The following is an 18,154-nucleotide window of genomic DNA, read 5'->3' on the forward strand; positions in this document are numbered from 1 at the left end:
AGTATCTGGCCGTGGTTCCTACCTATTTCGCCCCCTAAAACTGTCCGAAGTATTGTTTTGGGGATAGTATTTCTTTCGGGTTGTGCGGGGGCACCGCAACTACCTGTAAAGCCGGATCAAAATTTCTGGCAGCAACCAGAAAAGCGTGTAGGTATATTGGTATCTAAGATGCCAACACCTGACGTATATCTTCCGGGAGCAAGTTGTTTACTTTGTCTAGCGGCTGCAAAGGTGGCGAATTCATCACTCAGTAAACACACTAAAAGTTTATTGGTTGATGATGTAGTGGTCATTGCTGCTGATATGAATGAACTACTGCAGTCTAAGGACATTGAGGTACTGGAAATTTCTCAAGAACTCAATTTACGCAAGTTGCCAAAGTATAAATCAGAAACTCCCAACTCTACTAAGAGAGATTTTTCATCTTTTGCAAATCAATACAATATTAGCCACCTTTTGGTTTTAGATTTTAATGCGGTAGGTATGCATAGAACTTATTCAAGTTATATACCTACTAGCGAGCCTAAAGGATATTTTGAAGCTCTAGGTTATTTGGTTGACCTTTCAGATAATACCTATGAGTGGTATCGTCCTGTGCAAGTCCTTAAAGCGGTTTCTGATGAATGGGATGAGTCTCCAAGTTTTCCAGGCCTAACAAATGCTTATTATCGGGCGATCGCGGAAGGAAAAGAAATTATTATCTCCTCTTTTGGAACCGAAAAAATAGTTCAGTAAGGTTTAATTCTCGGCATTTATTGGGCGTTAGTATATTTATTAACGCCCGAACGTAAAAAACGTGTGATCTATCTTCGAGAATTATAATGAAATATCAAGTATTATTTGCTCTATGTGTATTGATGGTGGGGTGTGCAGGTAATAAAACCTCATCATATGTTGAATATATCGATCAATCTATCAGCATTCCTTCAAACTCTTCGATGGCTCTGAAGATTGAAGATTTTGAAAGTCCACCATTTCATGGGCAAGTGAATTTTGACGCCCTAGATGTAAATCACGGTCAGATGGCTTATGTAGGTGTGACTCCGGGAGCTTTTGCTGGTTCCATTCTTGCTCATGCGTTAATCGTGGGAGCTGCTGGAGACAGCAAAAAAAAGGCTGAGCAGGAAAAGGCTGATAAGGTCTTAGATCCATATACAAATATTATCGCTGAATTTACGGCAGTTGATCTTATGACGGTTACTGCAATCGAGTTACAGAAAAAAATATTCGGTTTAGTGTTTGGGGATCAGAAAGTAATGATTCTTGGGTTGTTCATTCATACCCATTATATTTTCTATCTCAAGATAGAAGTACTTTGATTTTGAAGAACGCAGTGTCGATCTTTGATAATAATAATCAAGAAAAACCTAACTACCAAAACTTAATTGAGGTTGTTTCTTCTCCTGTATTTGAAGATAAATCAAATACCATATCGGCGACCGCTCTTAATGAACTCAGTATCAAGTTATTTATTGATTCGCTAGTTGCGATGAAGACTGAGCTATCAGGAAAGCACAAATTAGAAAATAAAGAAAAAACTTTAAGCTTTTACTCTGGCGGAAAGAAAGTCTATGAGCGTGGCCGGATCCTTTCAGAAAGTTGTGGTCGAATGAGTTTTAGAACCTTACGTGGTTGGGTGAAGTCAGTACCAACTGAAAATAAAGGCACCTCATTAACCTGCTTAGAAAGTTAGGCGGTTGGTTCTAGATTCTTGGGGGAGAATACTCCCCCAAAGCCTAAACTAAGGCAGCGGTCGGGTATGCCCTCTATCGTCAATAGCGACAAAGACAAACTCACCTTCGGTGACTTTTACCTGCTCACCGGAATCAACCCGCGTCAGCCATACCTCAACCATTGTTCTAATGGAAGATCGCCCTACTTCACTAGCCTCGGCATAGCAGCTGACTGTAGAGCCAACGGGCACTGGGCGTAAAAACACCATACTGCCAACGGCGACAGTGGTAACCCTACCGCGCGCGATGCTCTGTGCCAAAATTGCGCCGGCAAGGTCCATTTGTGACATCAACCATCCGGCAAAGACATCCCCCTGCGGGTTGGTATCGCGGGGCATGGCCAGAGTTTGCAGGGCTAGCGTGCCCGTAGGTTGCGGGTCTTCATCAAGTGCTGGCAGAGCGGACATCGGGTACTCACAGATTGTTAGAGTTATTGGTTTCCACTACTGGAAAGGTGGCGCATTCTAACACAATTTGGCCAGTATTTAACCAAACAAATTTAGCCCTCGAGTCTTCCCGGGTGCAGCTGCGGCACCTGGGAAGAGGGTTATATTGCCCTTAAAGAGCCTCTATTGTCAGTAAGTTATCGTCCGGATTTTTGTCAATCATTTTGATATAGGGGTCGATGCCGGCGATGCCCGGCTTCTCTGTTACCTCAAACTCCAGCACTGTAGAGCCCTCGCGAATATCGTGTTTAGCGAGGTAGAGCACATTGTCGGAACTGGTATTTTCGTCGGGATCTTCCTTGAAAATGGCGATATCTATCCAGTTTTTAAGGGGAACTTCCTTTTCCTGCCCATCGCCATCCGCCTCGAATTTATGGCTGTTGAGCTCTACAGAGACCCGATAGTTGCCGTTCTCAAGTTGTTCGGTTGAGGCCTTTTCCACCTTGAGGTCGAATAGGACTACCCGCTCGAGCATATCGGTAATCAAATCCTGGTGGTGCGCTTCGGCACGTGCGCGCAGATGGGATATGAGATCCATGCTGGTGGGATAAGGATCACTGGAGAAGCCCTTGTCCTTGAGCAGCGAAGCCAGTGCGGCATTGATGGCCTCTTCACCCATCGCATCTTTGAGCGCGTACATGGCCATGGAGCCTTTGCGGTAGTGGATATAAGGTTGGTTCTCATTGCGGCTGATGGGCAACTCCTCCAGGAGTTCGCTTCCCCGTGCACTTAAGTAGCGGTCCAGCTCATACTTGAGAAAACGGCGTATCTTCTCTGGGCCGTATGCTTGCTCCATTACCATCAGCGCGGAGTACTGAGCCAGGGTTTCCGACAGCATAGTGGCGCCCTGTACATTGGCACCGAGCAATTGATGCGCCCACCATTGGTGTGCCACCTCGTGGGCAGTCACGTAGAAGACGTAATCAATTTCATTCGGGTCCCGCAGGTCGGCGACAAAGCCGATAGACTCCGAGAAGGGCACCGTATTGGGGAATGCCTGAGCAAACTTCTCATAGCCTGGGAACTCGACAATACGTAACTGGCGATATTGGTAGGGGCTGAAAGCCTTACTGAAGTATTCCAGGGACTTTTTCACCCCTTCAACCATTCGGTCCACATTGTAGTCGTGAGGCTTGTGGTGGTAGACCTCGATCGCCACGTCCTGCCACTGATCTTTGACCACGGTGTAGTCCGCGGAAAGGTAGGAGAAGAAGTTGTGAATCGGAACATCCATTTTGTAATGGAAGTAATGGCGCTCCCCCTCTTGCCAGTCTTTTTGCCGGTAGCCCGGTGCCAGCGCCACTTGCCCCACCGAGGTGCTGACGGTGGTTTCAAAATTGATCCAGTCGGAGTCGCTGCGCAGATAGGATTCCCGATAGTGATTCTTGTCCTCCAGTTTGGGCATACGCTGCGGCGGGGGCAGGTTGTGCTTCTTGCGCAGGTGGCGGTCGGTTAACTCAATATTGTTGTTGTAACCGATAAAGGGCAAGGCTTCATAGTTGTTAAAGAAAGTACCATTCCCTACAAGTGTGGTGGAGGAACCGGAATTCATAAAACCGCGATTGATCCTGTTCAGATCAAATTCCAGCGAGAGAGAATCACCGGGTTGCAGAGGCTGATCCAGATCGAAGAAGTAGTGGCCGAAGCGTTCATCCTTTTCGCGCAATTTGGCCTGACTCAGAGACAATTGGTTCACCCTCAAAGCGCGATCCAGTCCGATGACTACTTCATTGATAGCTTCATCGCGTTTATTAACCAGGAAATAACGGCCGCGCACTTGGTAGCGACGCTCATCGGGGAAGATATCCACATCCACTTTGACATCAGTAATATGCGGTGCTGGATTGCCTTCCAGGGCTTTGTACTTTTTTTCGTAGTCTGCGGCCAGTTGCTCGCGATCTTTACTGGTTTCATAGTCGTTGAGAATATTGGTGTTGTAGAAAATAAAGGCCCCGCTAGTAACAAACAGCAGTAAGGCTGTGGCACTGACCAAACGGCTAGGTAGCCCAAGCTGGAAGTGCAGCGCCTTGAACCTGCCCACTAGTGGGGCCAGGGTGCCGCGCTGCCAGAGTCCATAACTCAATATCACCAAAATCAGACTGAAGCTGGTCCAATAAAATGCGAACCAGGTTCTGCCCTGGTCAAAATGGCCGTAGCCATTCATATCTGAATAAGGGGCCGCATTCCAGCCTGCAAATTGATAGAGATTGTGCTCGAAGCCCAGGCTGCCGAGCACAATAGTGCTGATCAGGTAGCCCACCATCAGTAACATACCGAGGAATTTATTACGGGTTAGAACCTGGGCAAAGATGGAGAGGATCGCCATCAGATAGAAGGGCATCGCGAATTGATACCAGAGACCGTAAAAATAGAGCCCTGGCTCCAGGGTTGTATATCCCTTGCCCAGCTGTACAGCGATAGTGGTGAGCATGCTGGCAATCAATATACCGGCAAGAACCACCAGCATTGCAAGAAACTTACTTGCCACAAAAACCCAACTCGGGGTGGGCACTGCATCCATGATTTCGTGGCAGCCTGCCTGCCGTTCGCGCCACACCAATTCAGCGCCGTAGTAGATTAGGATAATCATCATAATCAGGCTAAAAGCACCCTGTATCAGGCTCACCATTGAGCGGGTCACAGGATATACCGAGGTACCGAAGATCGCTTCCAGGTTTAGGGATGCGCCCAGTACGTTGAGCACACCAATTGCCAGGATGACCCAAAAGGCCAGACTTTTCACCACGGCTTTTACTTCAAAACCGCAGCGTACCCGGAACTGTTGCCAAATAGTGGCTGTGCCAAAAGTGGGAGAGATTCGCGGCAAGGGTTTGTGGGTGCGAGGCTCTTCTTCAGGCTGGATTTTAGCGGAGCGACGGCGCGACCAAAGTGGTTTACGCTCGGTAAAGGAAAAGCGTTTATAGCCAAGGCCTATGATTAACAAGCTGGCACTAAGCCATATTATGCGATTGGTCAGGTACTCCCCCTCCAGGGCAATCATGGAAGTATTGCGGTCGAAGGCAGTCCAATAGCGAGTGACACTTTCGAAGGCAGCGAGACCGAAGGGGTCTGCCAGTGCCGCGACATTGCGATAGGCGGGCTCATCCATCATGCCCTGACTGGTGAAATAGAGTACCAGGAAGGCGATCAACCCCAGATAAGTCGCCATCATACTGCGAGTTACGGCAGCCAGGCTGAAAAACAAGGCGCTGCAAAACAACATACTGGGAAGGACGAGAATAAATAGCGTTTGCAGGTAGTGAGATATTTGGGTTGGGCCCAGGCGTTCCGGGTCCAGCCAGGGCATCCAGGAGCCGAATAGCATACCCAGGGCAGATGCTGAAAATCCCAGAAAGGCGACTGCGAATGACCCACTGAAGCGTCCCAATAAATAGTCACGCTTATTGATTGGGGTGCTAAAAACAATACCATCCATTTTCATATCGCGATCGCGCAGCACCGGATTGGCTGCGAATGCGGCAGTAATAAAAATACTGAACACGCACATTACCAACAGGGTTAGCATGATTGCGAAAGGGGAGTTGATCAGGGTGCTGCCGCCGGCACCGCCAATCTGAATATTGTCGACAGTTATGGCGCCGAAAGTCAGCAGAAAAAATACCAGGCTGGTGACATAAAAAACTGGCTGGCGCAGTTGATAATTAAATTCAAACTTAGCAACAGATAAAAACATATCGATACCCTCCCCCGCTTCAGGCGGCGCTAGCTATTCGAGATTCTTTAATACCGAACAGAGTGGAGAAGTAGACATCTTCCAGGTCGGGTTGCAGCTGCTCGAATGCTTCATTCGGCTGGGCGTCTGCCAGGACATGGATTACATGGCGGCCGGCTAGTAGGCGGGTAGAAATCACATCAAATTTATTTCGACACAGTTCCAGCTCCGATTTATTGATGATACGCCGCCACACTCGTCCTCGCAGGTTGGAGGTTAGTGTCTCCGGCTTGCCTTGGGCGACAATTTTCCCGGCGGCGAGAATTGCCATATTGGGACAGAGATCGGCAACATCCTCAACGATGTGGGTGGACAGTATCACCACCACGTTTTCACCGATTTCGCTGAGCAGATTATGGAAGCGATTGCGTTCTTGAGGATCGAGGCCTGCTGTGGGCTCGTCGACAATAATGAGGCGTGGATCGCCGATCAGGGCCTGAGCAATACCAAATCGCTGGCGCATGCCACCGGAATAGCCGCTCAGATTTTTCTTGCGATCGTTAAATAAATTAGTTTGGTGCAGTAATTCCGCCACCAGCTCGTGGCGTTCCTTGCGATCGCCAATACCTTTGAGCACGGCCATATGATCCAGCATATTTTCGGCACTGATTCTCGGGTAGACGCCGAAATCTTGCGGCAGGTAACCCAGGGTGCTGCGGATTCTTTGTGGATTAGAGGCTATATCGATTCCATCAAAAGTGATGGAGCCACTATCGGCAAATTGCAGGGTGGCGATGGTACGCATCAATGAAGATTTACCTGCGCCATTGGGGCCGAGCAGCCCAAACATGCCTTTGGGGATATCCAGATTGACGTTATTTAGTGCGTGCACGCCATTATCATAAGTCTTGGAAAGATTAGAAATTTTCAGCATTTTTAATTCCCTTTACTGTTTTTTTATCCGTTTATGATATCGATAGTCCGGCAGCGCTGTTGATGGAGTAGCGATTACGCCCAATTTTTCAGCTGCTAATGTAACAGGAGCTAGTGATTGATAGGGGGAGATCGAGATGCGTCGATAAATTTAAGGGGCGAAAGGTTTAATAGATATCCATGTTGGTACGGTAGTCTTAGTGAGAGGTTAAGCAGAAGCCGGTATTGGTTCAGAATGGCGTCACTACCGGTCTGTCTGCTTTAGGTGGCTATTGCTGAATGACTCCCGGCAGCCAGGTGGCCAGCGCTGGCCATATTGCCAGCAGGCAAAGCAGCAAAAGTTGAATAGCAATAAAGGGGGCTACCCCGCGATAGATGGCTGATGTGGCCACCGAGCTGGGCGCTACTCCGCGCAGATAAAAGAGCGCAAACCCAAATGGCGGTGTCAGGAAGGAAGTTTGTAAATTGATGGCGATCATAATACCCAGCCATACCGGATCGACGCCCATGGCCAACAAGACTGGGCCTACTATAGGCACTACCACAAAAGTAATCTCAATAAAATCGAGAATAAAGCCGAGTAGGAAGATAACCAGCATCACCAGCAAGGTTGCGCCGATAACCCCTCCGGGCAGGCTGTGGAAAAATCCTGTAACCAGCTCCTCACCGTTGTAGCCGCGAAACACCAGGGAGAACAGCGAGGCGCCGATCAATATGGCAAAGACCATCGCTGAGACCTGTAGTGTGCTTCGGCCGATTTCTCCGGCGCGGTCCCAGCTCAAGGCCTTGCGGCTAAAGGCCAATAACGCTGCACCCATAGCACCGACAGCGGCGGCTTCAGTGGGGGTGGCTGCACCGATAATAATGGACCCGAGCACTATCAACATTAAGGCGATGGGTGGTAAGAGACTTTGCAGTAACTGGGTCTTGCTGGTTTGATTGGGCTGCTCAGCAGGTGCTTGTACAGGGCGGTGGCGGGCTACCCACAACAAGTAAACGATGTAAGCGGCAACCAAGAGTAGACCGGGGATAATGGCCCCGACAAACAGATCTCCCACACTCACCGGCTTGGGGTTAAAAACCCCCGCCGATAGCTGAGCCTGCTGGTATGCATTGGAAAGTGTATCCCCCAGCAAAACTAGGGCAATAGAAGGGGGGATAATTTGTCCGAGAGTGCCAGTGGCACAGATAGTCCCGGTAGCAAGTGTGGGCGAGTAGCCATTTTTCAACATCGTAGGTAGGGACATCAGGCCCATGGTCACCACGGTTGCTCCGACGATACCGGTGCTGGCGGCAAGTAGTGCTCCTACCACGATTACTGAGATTGCTAATCCCGACGGCGCCCAGACAAAAGCTTTGCTCAGGTTAACCAGTAGGTCTTCGGCGATTTTGGCTCGCTCGAGTATGACGCCCATTAAGACAAAAAGCGGCACGGCGACCAGAGTACCGTTTTGCATAATGCCAAAGAGTCTGTTGGGGAAGGCACGTAATAAATCGGCATCAAAGGCACCGTAAACGATGCCCAAGCCCGCCGACAGCAATGCTGTACCTGCGAGAGTGAAGGCTACGGGGTAGCCGAACATCAATAATGCGCAGACAGCCGCAAACATCAGCAGCGGGATCAACTCAATCACGCCTCGACCCCCTCCGCCTGCTTGAGTACGGCTTTTGCCGATGACAAAGGCGTAAGCTCTAGCCGTTCAGACGCCATCAATTGCATTAGCGCACGTAGAAACTGAGCCAGCCCCGCGAGCGCCAGGGTGAGGGAGGACAGGGGGATTAGGCTTTTCAGCAGGAATACTCCAGGCAGGCCACCAGCGTTAGCGCTGCCCTCATAGACAGACCAGCTACTCACGGCAAACGGCCAGCTGCTGATCAGTAGAAAAGCACAGATAGGCAAGAGGAAAACAAGGTACCCGGTTGTATTGACCCATGCCTTGCCGCGGAGACTCATTCTGCGATAGAACACATCCACCCGTACATGGGCATCAGTTTGCAGTGCATAAGCCAAACCCAGCATAAAGGCCGCTCCGTGGAGATAAACCACGGATTCTTGCAGGGCAATTGAACCACTATTGAAGCCGTGACGCAGTACGACGACACCACTTTGTAACAGGACCATGGCCCAGGTAAACCAGGATAGCAGGCGACCTGTCTGGTTGGTCAGGCGCTCGAGTGCCTGCGCACTGCACAGCAGAAAACGCATGGGGGCTTCTCTCTTCACATCTTATTGTTATCTAATCTGCCAGAAGGTTAACGCTTTGCCTGCTCTCATGCCAGCGGGGTGAAAAGCCACTGTAACCTTTTTGTAATCTTTTATTCATAGAATCGTCACCCGTTGTTCCTAGCATCGCCGTGTGAAATATAAATACTCATCGGACTTACACAATGAATAAGCAAATTCTGGCGACTTCCCTGGCGGCTCTGACCTTAGCTACTTCCCAAGTGGCCATGGCAGCTCGTGACTACATTAGTATTGTCGGTTCCTCTACTGTTTACCCCTTCACGACTACGGTGGCAGAGCGTTTTAGCCGTGCTACTCAGTTCAAAACTCCGGTAGTTGAGTCAACAGGTACCGGCGGTGGTATGAAGCTGTTCTGCCAGGGCGTTGGTGAAAGCACTGCAGATATTACCGGTGCTTCCCGTCGCATCAAGCAGTCTGAACTAGAGATGTGTAATCGCAACGGCGTTGACGTTGTTGAAGTACAGATCGGTTACGACGGAATCGTTCTTGCTAATTCCAAGGCGGCCACGCCTTTCAAGCTGACTCGTAAGGATATCTTCCTGGCCCTGGCCAAAGAAGTACCAAACCCCAACGGTTCCGAAACCCTGGTGGCCAATCCTTATAAAACCTGGAAAGACGTAAATCCTGCGCTTCCCAATACCAAAATTGAAGTTTTGGGCCCGCCCCCTACTTCTGGTACCCGCGATGCCTTTGCTGAGTTGGCTATGGAGGGTGGCTGTAAGAAGTTTGGCTGGATCAAAGCCATGAAGAAAAAAGACAAGAGCGCTTACAAAGCGATCTGTCACAACGTTCGTGAAGATGGCGCTTATATTGAAGCAGGCGAAAACGACAACCTGATTGTAAACAAGCTGGTTGCCAACCCGAATGCTCTGGGTATTTTCGGCTTTAGCTTCCTCGATCAGAATACTGACAAGGTACAGGGTTCCTTGATCGAAGCCCAGGCACCGACTTTTGACTCCATTGCTGATCAGAGCTACCCGGTTTCCCGTCCATTGTTCATTTATGTGAAGAAGCAGCATGCTGATGTAGTTCCCGGTATCAAGCAATTCCTGGCCGAGTTCACCAACGAGCGCGCCTGGGGTGAAGAGGGCTACCTGACTGACAAAGGTATGATTCCGCTGCCCACAATGAAGCGCCAACAGGTTGCTAACGATGTGCGTAAGCTGAATGCACTGGGTAACCTAGCAGCCAAATAAATAACCCTGACGCAGTACTGTCAAAGGGAATTGGCGGCCAAGCTCGAGAGGGCTTGGCCGTTCCTTATAAATAGACACTCAAATTGTCGCTACCCCGGCGATGGAAACCGGGGGAAAAGTCTGGATAATGCCGGCGACGATATTTTAGTACGGTAACTCGATGCAAACCCCCACACTGTTCGCTCTTTTACTGCTCTTGATTTTGGTGGCCTACGGCACTGGCTTTCGCCGTGCAGTGAGTACTGCTCGCAGTCTTGGCGGCGTGCGCAATCTGGCTGCCTTGCCCAGTTACTATGGACTGTATACCGCTCTTTGGTGTGGCTTGCCTGCGCTAATATTACTCGGTGCCTGGCTGGTGTTTGACGATGCGATTATTCGTGCAATGGTCTTAAACAGTATTGCCGATAAGCCAGAGATGATTTCTGGGCAAAACCTGCTCTATGCACAGATTCAAAATCTTGCAGCGGGTCACCTGATTGGTGAGAAATCCCCAGAGCTGCAAAGTGCGGCTGATTACTTCAGCTTGTTGCGCAGCCGTTCGAATAACTTGCAAGCTTTCCTGAGCCTGGTACTGGCCAGTGGCTTGGCCGCCTTTGCGCTGTTGCGCCTCTCGCCCAAGCTGCGTGCGCGTGAGAAGGTTGAAAAAGTGCTACGCATTGCGCTGATTGCCTGCGCCTGTGCGGCCATTTTGACCACTGTCGGTATTTTGCTGTCAGTACTGTTTGAGTCCCTGCGTTTCTTCCAGTCGGTCCCCGTGACAGAATTCCTTTTTGGTTTGCACTGGAGCCCGCAAATGGCACTGCGTGCCGACCAAGTGGGGTCCAGTGGAGCCTTTGGTGCTGTACCTCTATTCACCGGTACCTTGATGGTTTCTGCGATCGCCATGTTTGTGGCGGTACCAGTGGGCTTGATGGCTGCAATCTATCTAGCCGAGTATGCCAGCAAACGCGTGCGCTCCCTAGCCAAGCCGATCCTCGAAATTCTTGCCGGTGTGCCCACTGTGGTATACGGCTTTTTCGCCGCATTGACCGTTGCCCCCTTTATTCGCGATTTAGCGACTTCAGTGGGCTTAGAGGCCTCTAGTGAAAGTGCGTTGGCGGCGGGCCTGGTGATGGGAATCATGATTATTCCCTTTGTCTCCTCCCTTTCGGATGATGTTATTAACGCGGTGCCTCAATCTCTGCGCGATGGCGCGCTGGGGCTTGGCTCCACCAAATCTGAGACGGTGCGTAAGGTCGTCATTCCAGCGGCTCTGCCGGGTATTGTCGGAGGCGTATTGCTGGCGGTTTCCCGCGCTATCGGTGAAACCATGATTGTGGTGATGGCAGCAGGGCTTGCTGCCAACCTTACTGCCAACCCGCTGGAGTCAGTCACTACCGTAACGGTACAAATCGTGACCCTGTTGGTTGGCGATCAGGAATTTGACAGTCCCAAGACGCTTGCCGCATTTGCCTTGGGCTTGATGTTGTTTATTTCCACTTTGGTGCTGAACTTTATTGCCTTGCATGTAGTGAAAAAATACCGGGAGCAGTATGACTGATCTTACTCAAGCGCAAGTTCGCGAGCGCATAGAAAAAGGCCTGGCCAGTCGCCATCGCAAAGAAAAGCTGTTTCGTGGGCTGGGAATTGGCAGTATTGCTTTTGGTATACTCGCCGTAGTGATTTTGTTCACCGACATCATCAGTAAAGGTAGTGGCGCATTCGTTCAGACCGCGATACAGCTGGAGGTCCACTACGACCAACAAGTGCTGGGAATTGACAAGGTTGATGATGAAAGCCTGACCTGGGCCAATTTCACCGGGGTAATTCGCCAGTCCTTGCGCGATCGATTTCCATCGGTTGCCGGCCGCAGTGATAAACGTGAACTCTACACGCTGATTTCTTCCGGTGCGCCGTTTACTCTGCGTGACCGCTTGGCTGAAAATCCAGATTTACTTGGCAAGTCAGAAAGAGTATGGCTGTCGGCAGACGACGATGTGGATACTTTCGTCAAGAGCCTGAAGGACTCCAAGGAGGGCTTTCGCGGTCGCACCTCCGACCAGAAGGCCGGGTGGATTGAGCAGCTGCTGGAAAGTGGTGAGCTGAAAAAGCGCTTCAATACTACTTTCTTTACCAATGGTGACTCTCGCGAACCTGAACAAGCCGGTATTCGCGCGGCTTTAATGGGGTCTCTGTTCACTCTGCTGGTAACTTTGGCACTGTCCTTCCCTATTGGAGTGGCGGCAGCCATTTACCTGGAAGAATATGCACCTAAGAATCGCTGGACTGACCTCATTGAAGTCAATATCAATAATCTCGCGGCGGTTCCATCCATTGTATTCGGCTTGCTGGGCCTTGCGATATTTATCAACTTCTTTGAGCTGCCACGTTCGGCGCCACTTGTTGGCGGTTTGGTTCTGACACTGATGACTCTGCCGACCATTATTATTTCTAGTCGTGCAGCTCTGAAGGCGGTACCGCCGTCGATCCGCCAAGCGGCCATGGGGATGGGGGCTTCACGGATGCAGGTGGTTTTTCACCATGTCCTGCCGCTGGCAATGCCGGGCATGCTCACCGGTGCAATTATTGGTATGGCTCAGGCCCTCGGGGAAACAGCCCCTCTGTTGATGATTGGTATGGTTGCATTTATTGTCGATGTACCGACCGGAGTGACTGACCCGGCTACCGTACTGCCCGTGCAGATCTTCCTATGGGCGGACAGCCCAGAACGCGCGTTTATGGAGCGCACCTCTGCGGCGATTATGGTGCTATTGAGCGTGTTGATCGTAATGAATACCAGCGCGGTATTGCTGCGCAAGAAACTTGAGCGCCGCTGGTAACAGAGCGCGGACTATCAGATAGCGGGATAATTTATGAGTACCATGACCCTGGATGCCGCCGGCCGTACTGATACGGCGCAATCCGAAGTAGCGGGTGGGCAGTTAATGACTAACCGGGCTGCGGTAAGAGAAACCGTTGGCCAGCCGTTCTGTGACACCGCCAAGTTGCGTATGCGCAATGTGAATGTTTTCTATGGTGAGACCCAGGCGATTCACTCTGTTGGCCTCGATATTGGCCAAAATGAAGTGGTTGCCATGATCGGTCCTTCTGGCTGTGGTAAGTCCACCTTTTTACGATGCCTCAACCGTATGAATGACACGATTGAAGGCTGTCGCGTGGAAGGTGAACTGAGTCTGGATGGCGATCCAATTTACGGTCCGAAAGTGGATGTAGTGCCTCTGCGTGCTCGTGTGGGTATGGTATTCCAAAAGCCAAACCCCTTTCCCAAATCCATCTACGAGAATGTTGCCTACGGCCCCAAAATTCACGGTATTGCCAGCCGTCGCGCCGACCTGGATGAAATTGTGGAAAACAGCCTGCGCCGCGCGGGTCTGTGGAATGAAGTCAAAGACCGTCTGGATAAACCCGGTACCGGTTTATCCGGTGGCCAGCAACAACGTCTGTGTATCGCCCGCGCTATTGCGGTGAGTCCAGAGGTGATTCTGATGGATGAACCCTGCTCGGCTCTGGACCCAATCGCGACAGCGCGAATTGAAGAGCTGATCGATGAGCTGCGAGAGAACTACACTATCGCTATCGTCACTCACTCGATGCAGCAAGCCGCACGTGTGAGTCAGCGTACTGCCTACTTCCATCTGGGGCATTTGGTGGAAGTTAATGATACTGAAACGGTGTTCACCAACCCCGAGCACGAACTCACAGAAGCCTACATTACCGGCCGCTTCGGCTAAGGTTCCTGCCCGGAGGGAAAACAATGGAAATGCACTTCGATCAACATATCTCACGTCAATTTAATGAAGACCTTGAAAGTTTAAAGACAGAAATGTTGGAAATGGGCGGCATGGTCGCCCGCCAAGTCGCTGATGCAGTCGACGCGTTGGCCAATGCCGACAGTGAACTGGCAGATGAAGTTCTGCGCATAGAAGAAGTAATCGACAAAACAGAAATGGCGTTGGATGAACACGCCACACTGATCATCGCCAAACGCCAACCGGCTGCATCAGATCTGCGTATGGTGCTGTCTGTGATCCGCATTGCTCGCGACCTGGAACGAATTGGTGATGAAGCGAGCAAGATTGCCAAGATGGCAATAGCACTCACGGAAGAGGGTACGTCACCGCGTGGTTACACCGAGATTCGCCATATCGCCAATGCCGTACGAAAAATGCTCAACGATGCGCTGGATGCCTATACCCGCTTCGATGTGCAATCGGCCCTGCAAACCCTGGCTGAGGATGAGCAGGTGGATATGGACTACCGCACGGCAGTGCGTGAGCTGGTGACCTATATGATGGAAGACCCGCGCAGCATTTCCCGGGTTATCAATGTGCTGTGGACCTTGCGTTCACTGGAGCGGATTGGTGATCATGCGAAGAATATTTGTGAGCAGGTAGTGTATTTAGTGGAAGGGGCAGATATTCGACATGGACACCAGGAAAATTTACGGAGATCCTGAGAGATTCCGCTAATCAAGAAAGGTCGCCTAGTGCGGCCTTTTTTTTGCTGTTATCAGCCTCTGGATCGTTAGGTGAAAAGCAGATGAAATATATTTTTGAGATCCATCTACAAGAAGGCTATGAGGCTGAAGACTATGCTGATGCCTGGAGACGCGCCTCAGAAATTATTCAGCGGGCGCCGGGCGCGCTGGGAACAGAGCTTCATCGAAAAATAGATGATCCACGGATACTTATTGCCATAGCAAGCTGGCGGAGCAAGAGGGATAGAGATGCTATGCGGGCTGAGGACCGTATAGAGGTTGACAGAATCATCGGCAGTGTAGCGCCCTTTGTAAAAATTAAACTAATTGGGGAATTTTATGATCCGCAATGGGTCGTAAGCTGTAGCAATAAGCAAGTTTACTGAATTGATCCTGAACGAATGCTGAATAGAGTTTGATTCGGCAATTTTTTTTAAACTCACTATTTTATTTCTTTTCTTGAGTTGAAGTTTTCTCAATTTATTACACTTTATTACAGGCTATTTTTAATCAATAAATTTAACCAATAAAATAATTCATCGAATAAATCCATTCGTTTTACCGCAAATTTGGCCCAAATTGCTTTTGTTGTAATTGGCTGTTGTTGCGTCCCAGAAAACTTTTGTTACAATCCGCAGCCCAATTTGGATCGCCACGTTAACGAAGGATTTTTGAAATGAGATTCAAGCTTGCCGCTCTTCCCCTGATGCTCCTCGCTGCAACAGCAGGTGCTGAAGAATACAACTCAATTACCACTGCCGGTTATTCCAATCTGGATTTCGATGGCGCTGATGGTAATCAGTTTACTGCTGAAACCACCTACTACTTTGGTGGCAAAGAGGCCCTCGGTCCTCTGAAAGAATTTGAATATATCAATAAAGTTAGCAATGTATCTGCAGCTTACTCGCACTACGATGTGTCTAACTACGATACTGATAACTTTGCTGTAGCCGGTGAATATTTTGCCGGCAACGGCTTTATGTTCGGCGCCAACTTAACTGAAGTTGCCGATGACAACGTCAATACCGTTGCCCTGGGTTACCTGTTTACCCCGAACTTCTTGGTAAAACTCTCCCATACAGATTTCGATTCTGATGACGAGACTTTTGTAGAATTTCGCTACAATCACCAGCTGAGTGGTTCTGACTACATCGGTTTCGATTTCGTCACTGATGACGATTTCGATGCGAGCGTTCTCTCTTCCAAGTACTTCACTAACTTGGGTGGAGACCAATACCTGACTGCAGAATTCTCCTACGCCGATTACGATGGTGGCGACGATTACTGGCAGATTGGTGCGGACTACTTCTTTACTCAAAATACTTCTGTTGGTCTGAAGTTGGATGAAAATGAAGATATGAAGCTGGCCTTCTCTCACTTCTTCAACCGCAATGTTGCTGTAGAAGCGGCGTACAGCACTATGCTGGGAGACGGTATGAATATCCGTAGCTTTGGTAACGAAGCTTATGGAGCAGGCAGTGCCGATATTGAAGTAGATAAGTTTGAGCTGGGCTTAACAGTACAGCTGTAAGCGATCTTAAAAAAGGGCTATCAGTGATAGCCCTTTTTACTTTATCGCTTTATTAAAAAGTCACTTTTGAAAGTCTATTTTTACCCTTTATCGGTTATCGCCTTTATCCTACCTTGCGCCATAGTACCAATTTCGCCGCCCGCTCCAGCCGCTGTTTGATAGTGCTTATAGGCACTTTGTTGGTTGCCCTGCTTTTCGTAAGTCTCACCCAAATAATAATGCGCGTAGGCTGTGTCCAGAAAACGCAATGAACGGGTTAGGTCTCTTTCCGCTGCTACATAGTCCTTTAATTGTAGATTGATAAGCCCGCGTTTTAGCCAGTTGGAAAAAAGCGAAGGGTTTTTTTGGATGGCATGATCGTACGCCTTGTAGGCGTTTTTAAACTGCTTGGTCTCCCCGAGTAAATCCCCCTCTAAAGTAAAGAAAGCAGCCTCTTTGGGTTGTTGCTTTTGAGCTTTTCTTACCAACGTCAGCGCGGAGTCAAATTTTTTGTTATTGGCTGCCGCTACTGCTTCATCGTAATTGTCGTAGGCGCTGGCATCGCGTTTTAGTTGTGCTATGGCTTTTTGGTAGACAGCTCGATGGGTGACTCCACCCTTTGGGAGAGATTCACTGTGTTTGATATTGGCGCTGACCCGGGATTGGGAAGGGGGGTGGCTGGCGAAGAGCGCTTCCAGACCTCCAGTTTGTCGATCCTTCGACAGTTCAACAAACTTTCTCTGCAGGCGCACTGCACCCTGGAGGTCATAGCCAGCGGCGGCCATATATTTCATGCCATATTGATCTGACTCTAACTCATTTCCCCGGCTGTAGCGGGCGATATAGGCAGAGCCCCCCAACTGGCTTCCGCTAGCAATCAAGTCAGAGTATCCAGTGTTCTGTGTGGCGGCCCCAACAATAGCCAGCCCCGCACCCAACAATTGCTGCTGTGACATGGCGGTAGCAGAGTGGCGCGCAGCGGCATGGACTATCTCGTGGCTCAGTACCGCAGCGAGTTCCGCTTCGTCGTCCAACAGTATCAGCAGGCCGCGATTGACGGCGATTTTTCCCCCAGGTAAGGCCCAGGCATTCGGGATTGAATTATTGAGTACGACAAATTCATAAGGCAGCTGGGGTTGGTCTGATACCCGTGCCAATTTATGGCCAACGGCGCTGACATAGTCTTGCAAGGCTGGGTCAATGGTGTACTGGCCGCCCTGCTGTTGCTGATTCGCACTGTAGTGCTGTTGCCCCAGTTGCAGTTCCTGCTGTGTAGAGATTAATGACACCTGCTTCTCACCGGTGACCGGGTTAACCACACAGCCATTGAGAATGGATGTCGTTAGTAGGGCCGCGCTTGCGGCTAAAGCCTGGGTACGCGAGATCATTGCCTCCCTCCCTGTATAATGTCGAACAGTTTAAATGGTTACTCATTGTACACAGTACGGGAATCGAGGTTTATGACGGCACTTCAGGTCATTGAGTTATTTGCGGGCAACAACCCGGATGGCGAGCCGGTGGTAGAGCGGCTGCAGGTGAGTGTTAACGAGGATAACAGCTGCCAGCTGGTGCGTTCCCCGGTCTTTATCAAGGGGATCGCCAGCGGGGATTATATTAAGGTAGATAAAGAGACCCAGCAGTTTGAGTTGGTTAAGCGCTCAGGAAATTTGGCGGTTCGTATTTTTTGTCGGGAAGACAGTACAGGATTGTCGGACAAGCTGACCCCTCGTTTGGAAAAGCTCGGTGGAGAGCTGGATCTCGAGACAGCCAGGGTTTTGGTATACAGCATCCATGTCAGCTGTGGTTTTGATAAGATCGAAGAGATCCTTAACAGTGTTTGTGATGGAGCCAATAGCGTCTGGTATTACGGTAATGTTTACGATCCCAAGGATGGCCAGACACCGCTTAACTGGTGGCAGGATGTTTTAAAGCCTGAGTAGT

The 18,154-nt window shown here is 49.9% G+C and carries 17 protein-coding genes; 11 read left to right on the plus strand and 6 right to left on the minus strand.

Going from position 1 to position 18,154, the window contains the following annotated elements:
- From MO867_RS00545 to MO867_RS00555, 3 genes are all read left to right on the plus strand, one after another.
- A partial coding sequence (locus MO867_RS00545; RefSeq protein WP_252463985.1) for a hypothetical protein occupies positions 1–735 on the plus strand: 735 nt, incomplete at its 5' end.
- A gap of 86 nt (positions 736–821) precedes the next feature.
- Positions 822–1,319, plus strand: coding sequence for a hypothetical protein (locus MO867_RS00550; RefSeq protein ID WP_252463986.1), 498 nt, complete (start codon positions 822–824; stop codon positions 1,317–1,319).
- A gap of 14 nt (positions 1,320–1,333) precedes the next feature.
- Positions 1,334–1,693: a hypothetical protein gene (locus MO867_RS00555; protein ID WP_252463987.1), complete on the plus strand. Its 360-nt coding sequence runs from the start codon at positions 1,334–1,336 to the stop codon at positions 1,691–1,693.
- Between the two features lie 48 nt (positions 1,694–1,741).
- On the opposite strand, the gene MO867_RS00560 is transcribed toward MO867_RS00555, so the two are convergent.
- The 5 genes from MO867_RS00560 to MO867_RS00580 form a co-directional block, all read right to left on the minus strand.
- The gene (locus tag MO867_RS00560; RefSeq protein WP_252464082.1) at positions 1,742–2,131 is read right to left on the minus strand and encodes an acyl-CoA thioesterase; all 390 of its coding nucleotides are present in this window, start codon (positions 2,129–2,131) and stop codon (positions 1,742–1,744) included.
- A gap of 160 nt (positions 2,132–2,291) precedes the next feature.
- A complete protein-coding gene (locus MO867_RS00565; protein WP_252463988.1) occupies positions 2,292–5,873 on the minus strand; it encodes an ABC transporter permease/M1 family aminopeptidase in 3,582 nt (1,193 codons plus the stop codon).
- A 19-nt stretch (positions 5,874–5,892) separates the two neighbouring features.
- Positions 5,893–6,786, minus strand: coding sequence for an ABC transporter ATP-binding protein (locus MO867_RS00570; RefSeq protein WP_252463989.1), 894 nt, complete (start codon positions 6,784–6,786; stop codon positions 5,893–5,895).
- A 268-nt stretch (positions 6,787–7,054) separates the two neighbouring features.
- A complete protein-coding gene (locus tag MO867_RS00575) occupies positions 7,055–8,419 on the minus strand; it encodes a TRAP transporter large permease (RefSeq protein ID WP_252463990.1) in 1,365 nt (454 codons plus the stop codon).
- Positions 8,416–8,991 carry a TRAP transporter small permease subunit gene (locus MO867_RS00580; protein ID WP_252463991.1) on the minus strand — a complete coding sequence of 192 codons (576 nt, stop codon included), beginning with the start codon at positions 8,989–8,991 and terminating at the stop codon, positions 8,416–8,418. The genes MO867_RS00575 and MO867_RS00580 overlap by 4 nt, the downstream gene beginning before the upstream one ends.
- A 182-nt stretch (positions 8,992–9,173) precedes the next feature.
- Here MO867_RS00580 and MO867_RS00585 point away from each other — a divergent pair, with 182 nt between their 5' ends.
- From MO867_RS00585 to MO867_RS00615, 7 genes are all read left to right on the plus strand, one after another.
- The gene (locus tag MO867_RS00585; RefSeq protein ID WP_252463992.1) at positions 9,174–10,226 is read left to right on the plus strand and encodes a PstS family phosphate ABC transporter substrate-binding protein; all 1,053 of its coding nucleotides are present in this window, start codon (positions 9,174–9,176) and stop codon (positions 10,224–10,226) included.
- A 160-nt stretch (positions 10,227–10,386) separates the two neighbouring features.
- Positions 10,387–11,766 (plus strand): phosphate ABC transporter permease subunit PstC, encoded by a 1,380-nt coding sequence (gene pstC, locus MO867_RS00590; protein WP_252463993.1) that lies wholly within the window; start codon positions 10,387–10,389, stop codon positions 11,764–11,766.
- A complete protein-coding gene (pstA, locus tag MO867_RS00595) occupies positions 11,759–13,045 on the plus strand; it encodes a phosphate ABC transporter permease PstA (RefSeq protein ID WP_252463994.1) in 1,287 nt (428 codons plus the stop codon). The genes pstC and pstA overlap by 8 nt, the downstream gene beginning before the upstream one ends.
- A 105-nt stretch (positions 13,046–13,150) precedes the next feature.
- Positions 13,151–13,957, plus strand: coding sequence for a phosphate ABC transporter ATP-binding protein PstB (pstB, locus tag MO867_RS00600; RefSeq protein WP_252464083.1), 807 nt, complete (start codon positions 13,151–13,153; stop codon positions 13,955–13,957).
- 23 nt (positions 13,958–13,980) lie between these two features.
- The gene (gene phoU / locus MO867_RS00605) at positions 13,981–14,682 is read left to right on the plus strand and encodes a phosphate signaling complex protein PhoU (protein WP_252463995.1); all 702 of its coding nucleotides are present in this window, start codon (positions 13,981–13,983) and stop codon (positions 14,680–14,682) included.
- A gap of 83 nt (positions 14,683–14,765) precedes the next feature.
- Positions 14,766–15,089, plus strand: coding sequence for an antibiotic biosynthesis monooxygenase family protein (locus MO867_RS00610; protein WP_252463996.1), 324 nt, complete (start codon positions 14,766–14,768; stop codon positions 15,087–15,089).
- A gap of 290 nt (positions 15,090–15,379) precedes the next feature.
- Complete coding sequence (locus tag MO867_RS00615) at positions 15,380–16,234, plus strand: putative porin (protein WP_252463997.1); 855 nt, start codon at positions 15,380–15,382, stop codon at positions 16,232–16,234.
- 80 nt (positions 16,235–16,314) lie between these two features.
- Here MO867_RS00615 and MO867_RS00620 read toward each other — a convergent pair whose 3' ends face one another.
- A complete protein-coding gene (locus MO867_RS00620; protein ID WP_252463998.1) occupies positions 16,315–17,601 on the minus strand; it encodes a M48 family metalloprotease in 1,287 nt (428 codons plus the stop codon).
- A 72-nt stretch (positions 17,602–17,673) separates the two neighbouring features.
- On the opposite strand from MO867_RS00620, the gene MO867_RS00625 reads away from it, so the two are divergent.
- Positions 17,674–18,153 (plus strand): DUF4265 domain-containing protein, encoded by a 480-nt coding sequence (locus MO867_RS00625; protein WP_252463999.1) that lies wholly within the window; start codon positions 17,674–17,676, stop codon positions 18,151–18,153.
- Position 18,154: the final 1 nt, after the last annotated feature.

Origin of the sequence: Microbulbifer okhotskensis (genome assembly GCF_023895975.1) — a bacterium.
In the GTDB taxonomy this organism is placed as follows: Bacteria; Pseudomonadota; Gammaproteobacteria; order Pseudomonadales; family Cellvibrionaceae; genus Microbulbifer; species Microbulbifer okhotskensis.

What these genes read in the sequence shown, in the direction of transcription:
- MO867_RS00550 (WP_252463986.1), top strand. Translation starts at nt 822, where the DNA reads ATGAAATATCAAGTATTATTTGCTCTATGTGTATTGATGGTGGGGTGT.
- MO867_RS00565 (WP_252463988.1), bottom strand. Translation starts at nt 5,873, where the DNA reads ATGTTTTTATCTGTTGCTAAGTTTGAATTTAATTATCAACTGCGCCAG.
- MO867_RS00570 (WP_252463989.1), bottom strand. Translation starts at nt 6,786, where the DNA reads ATGCTGAAAATTTCTAATCTTTCCAAGACTTATGATAATGGCGTGCAC.
- MO867_RS00580 (WP_252463991.1), bottom strand. Translation starts at nt 8,991, where the DNA reads ATGCGTTTTCTGCTGTGCAGTGCGCAGGCACTCGAGCGCCTGACCAAC.
- MO867_RS00585 (WP_252463992.1), top strand. Translation starts at nt 9,174, where the DNA reads ATGAATAAGCAAATTCTGGCGACTTCCCTGGCGGCTCTGACCTTAGCT.
- pstC (WP_252463993.1), top strand. Translation starts at nt 10,387, where the DNA reads ATGCAAACCCCCACACTGTTCGCTCTTTTACTGCTCTTGATTTTGGTG.
- pstA (WP_252463994.1), top strand. Translation starts at nt 11,759, where the DNA reads ATGACTGATCTTACTCAAGCGCAAGTTCGCGAGCGCATAGAAAAAGGC.
- pstB (WP_252464083.1), top strand. Translation starts at nt 13,151, where the DNA reads ATGACTAACCGGGCTGCGGTAAGAGAAACCGTTGGCCAGCCGTTCTGT.
- phoU (WP_252463995.1), top strand. Translation starts at nt 13,981, where the DNA reads ATGGAAATGCACTTCGATCAACATATCTCACGTCAATTTAATGAAGAC.
- MO867_RS00610 (WP_252463996.1), top strand. Translation starts at nt 14,766, where the DNA reads ATGAAATATATTTTTGAGATCCATCTACAAGAAGGCTATGAGGCTGAA.
- MO867_RS00615 (WP_252463997.1), top strand. Translation starts at nt 15,380, where the DNA reads ATGAGATTCAAGCTTGCCGCTCTTCCCCTGATGCTCCTCGCTGCAACA.
- MO867_RS00620 (WP_252463998.1), bottom strand. Translation starts at nt 17,601, where the DNA reads ATGATCTCGCGTACCCAGGCTTTAGCCGCAAGCGCGGCCCTACTAACG.
- MO867_RS00625 (WP_252463999.1), top strand. Translation starts at nt 17,674, where the DNA reads ATGACGGCACTTCAGGTCATTGAGTTATTTGCGGGCAACAACCCGGAT.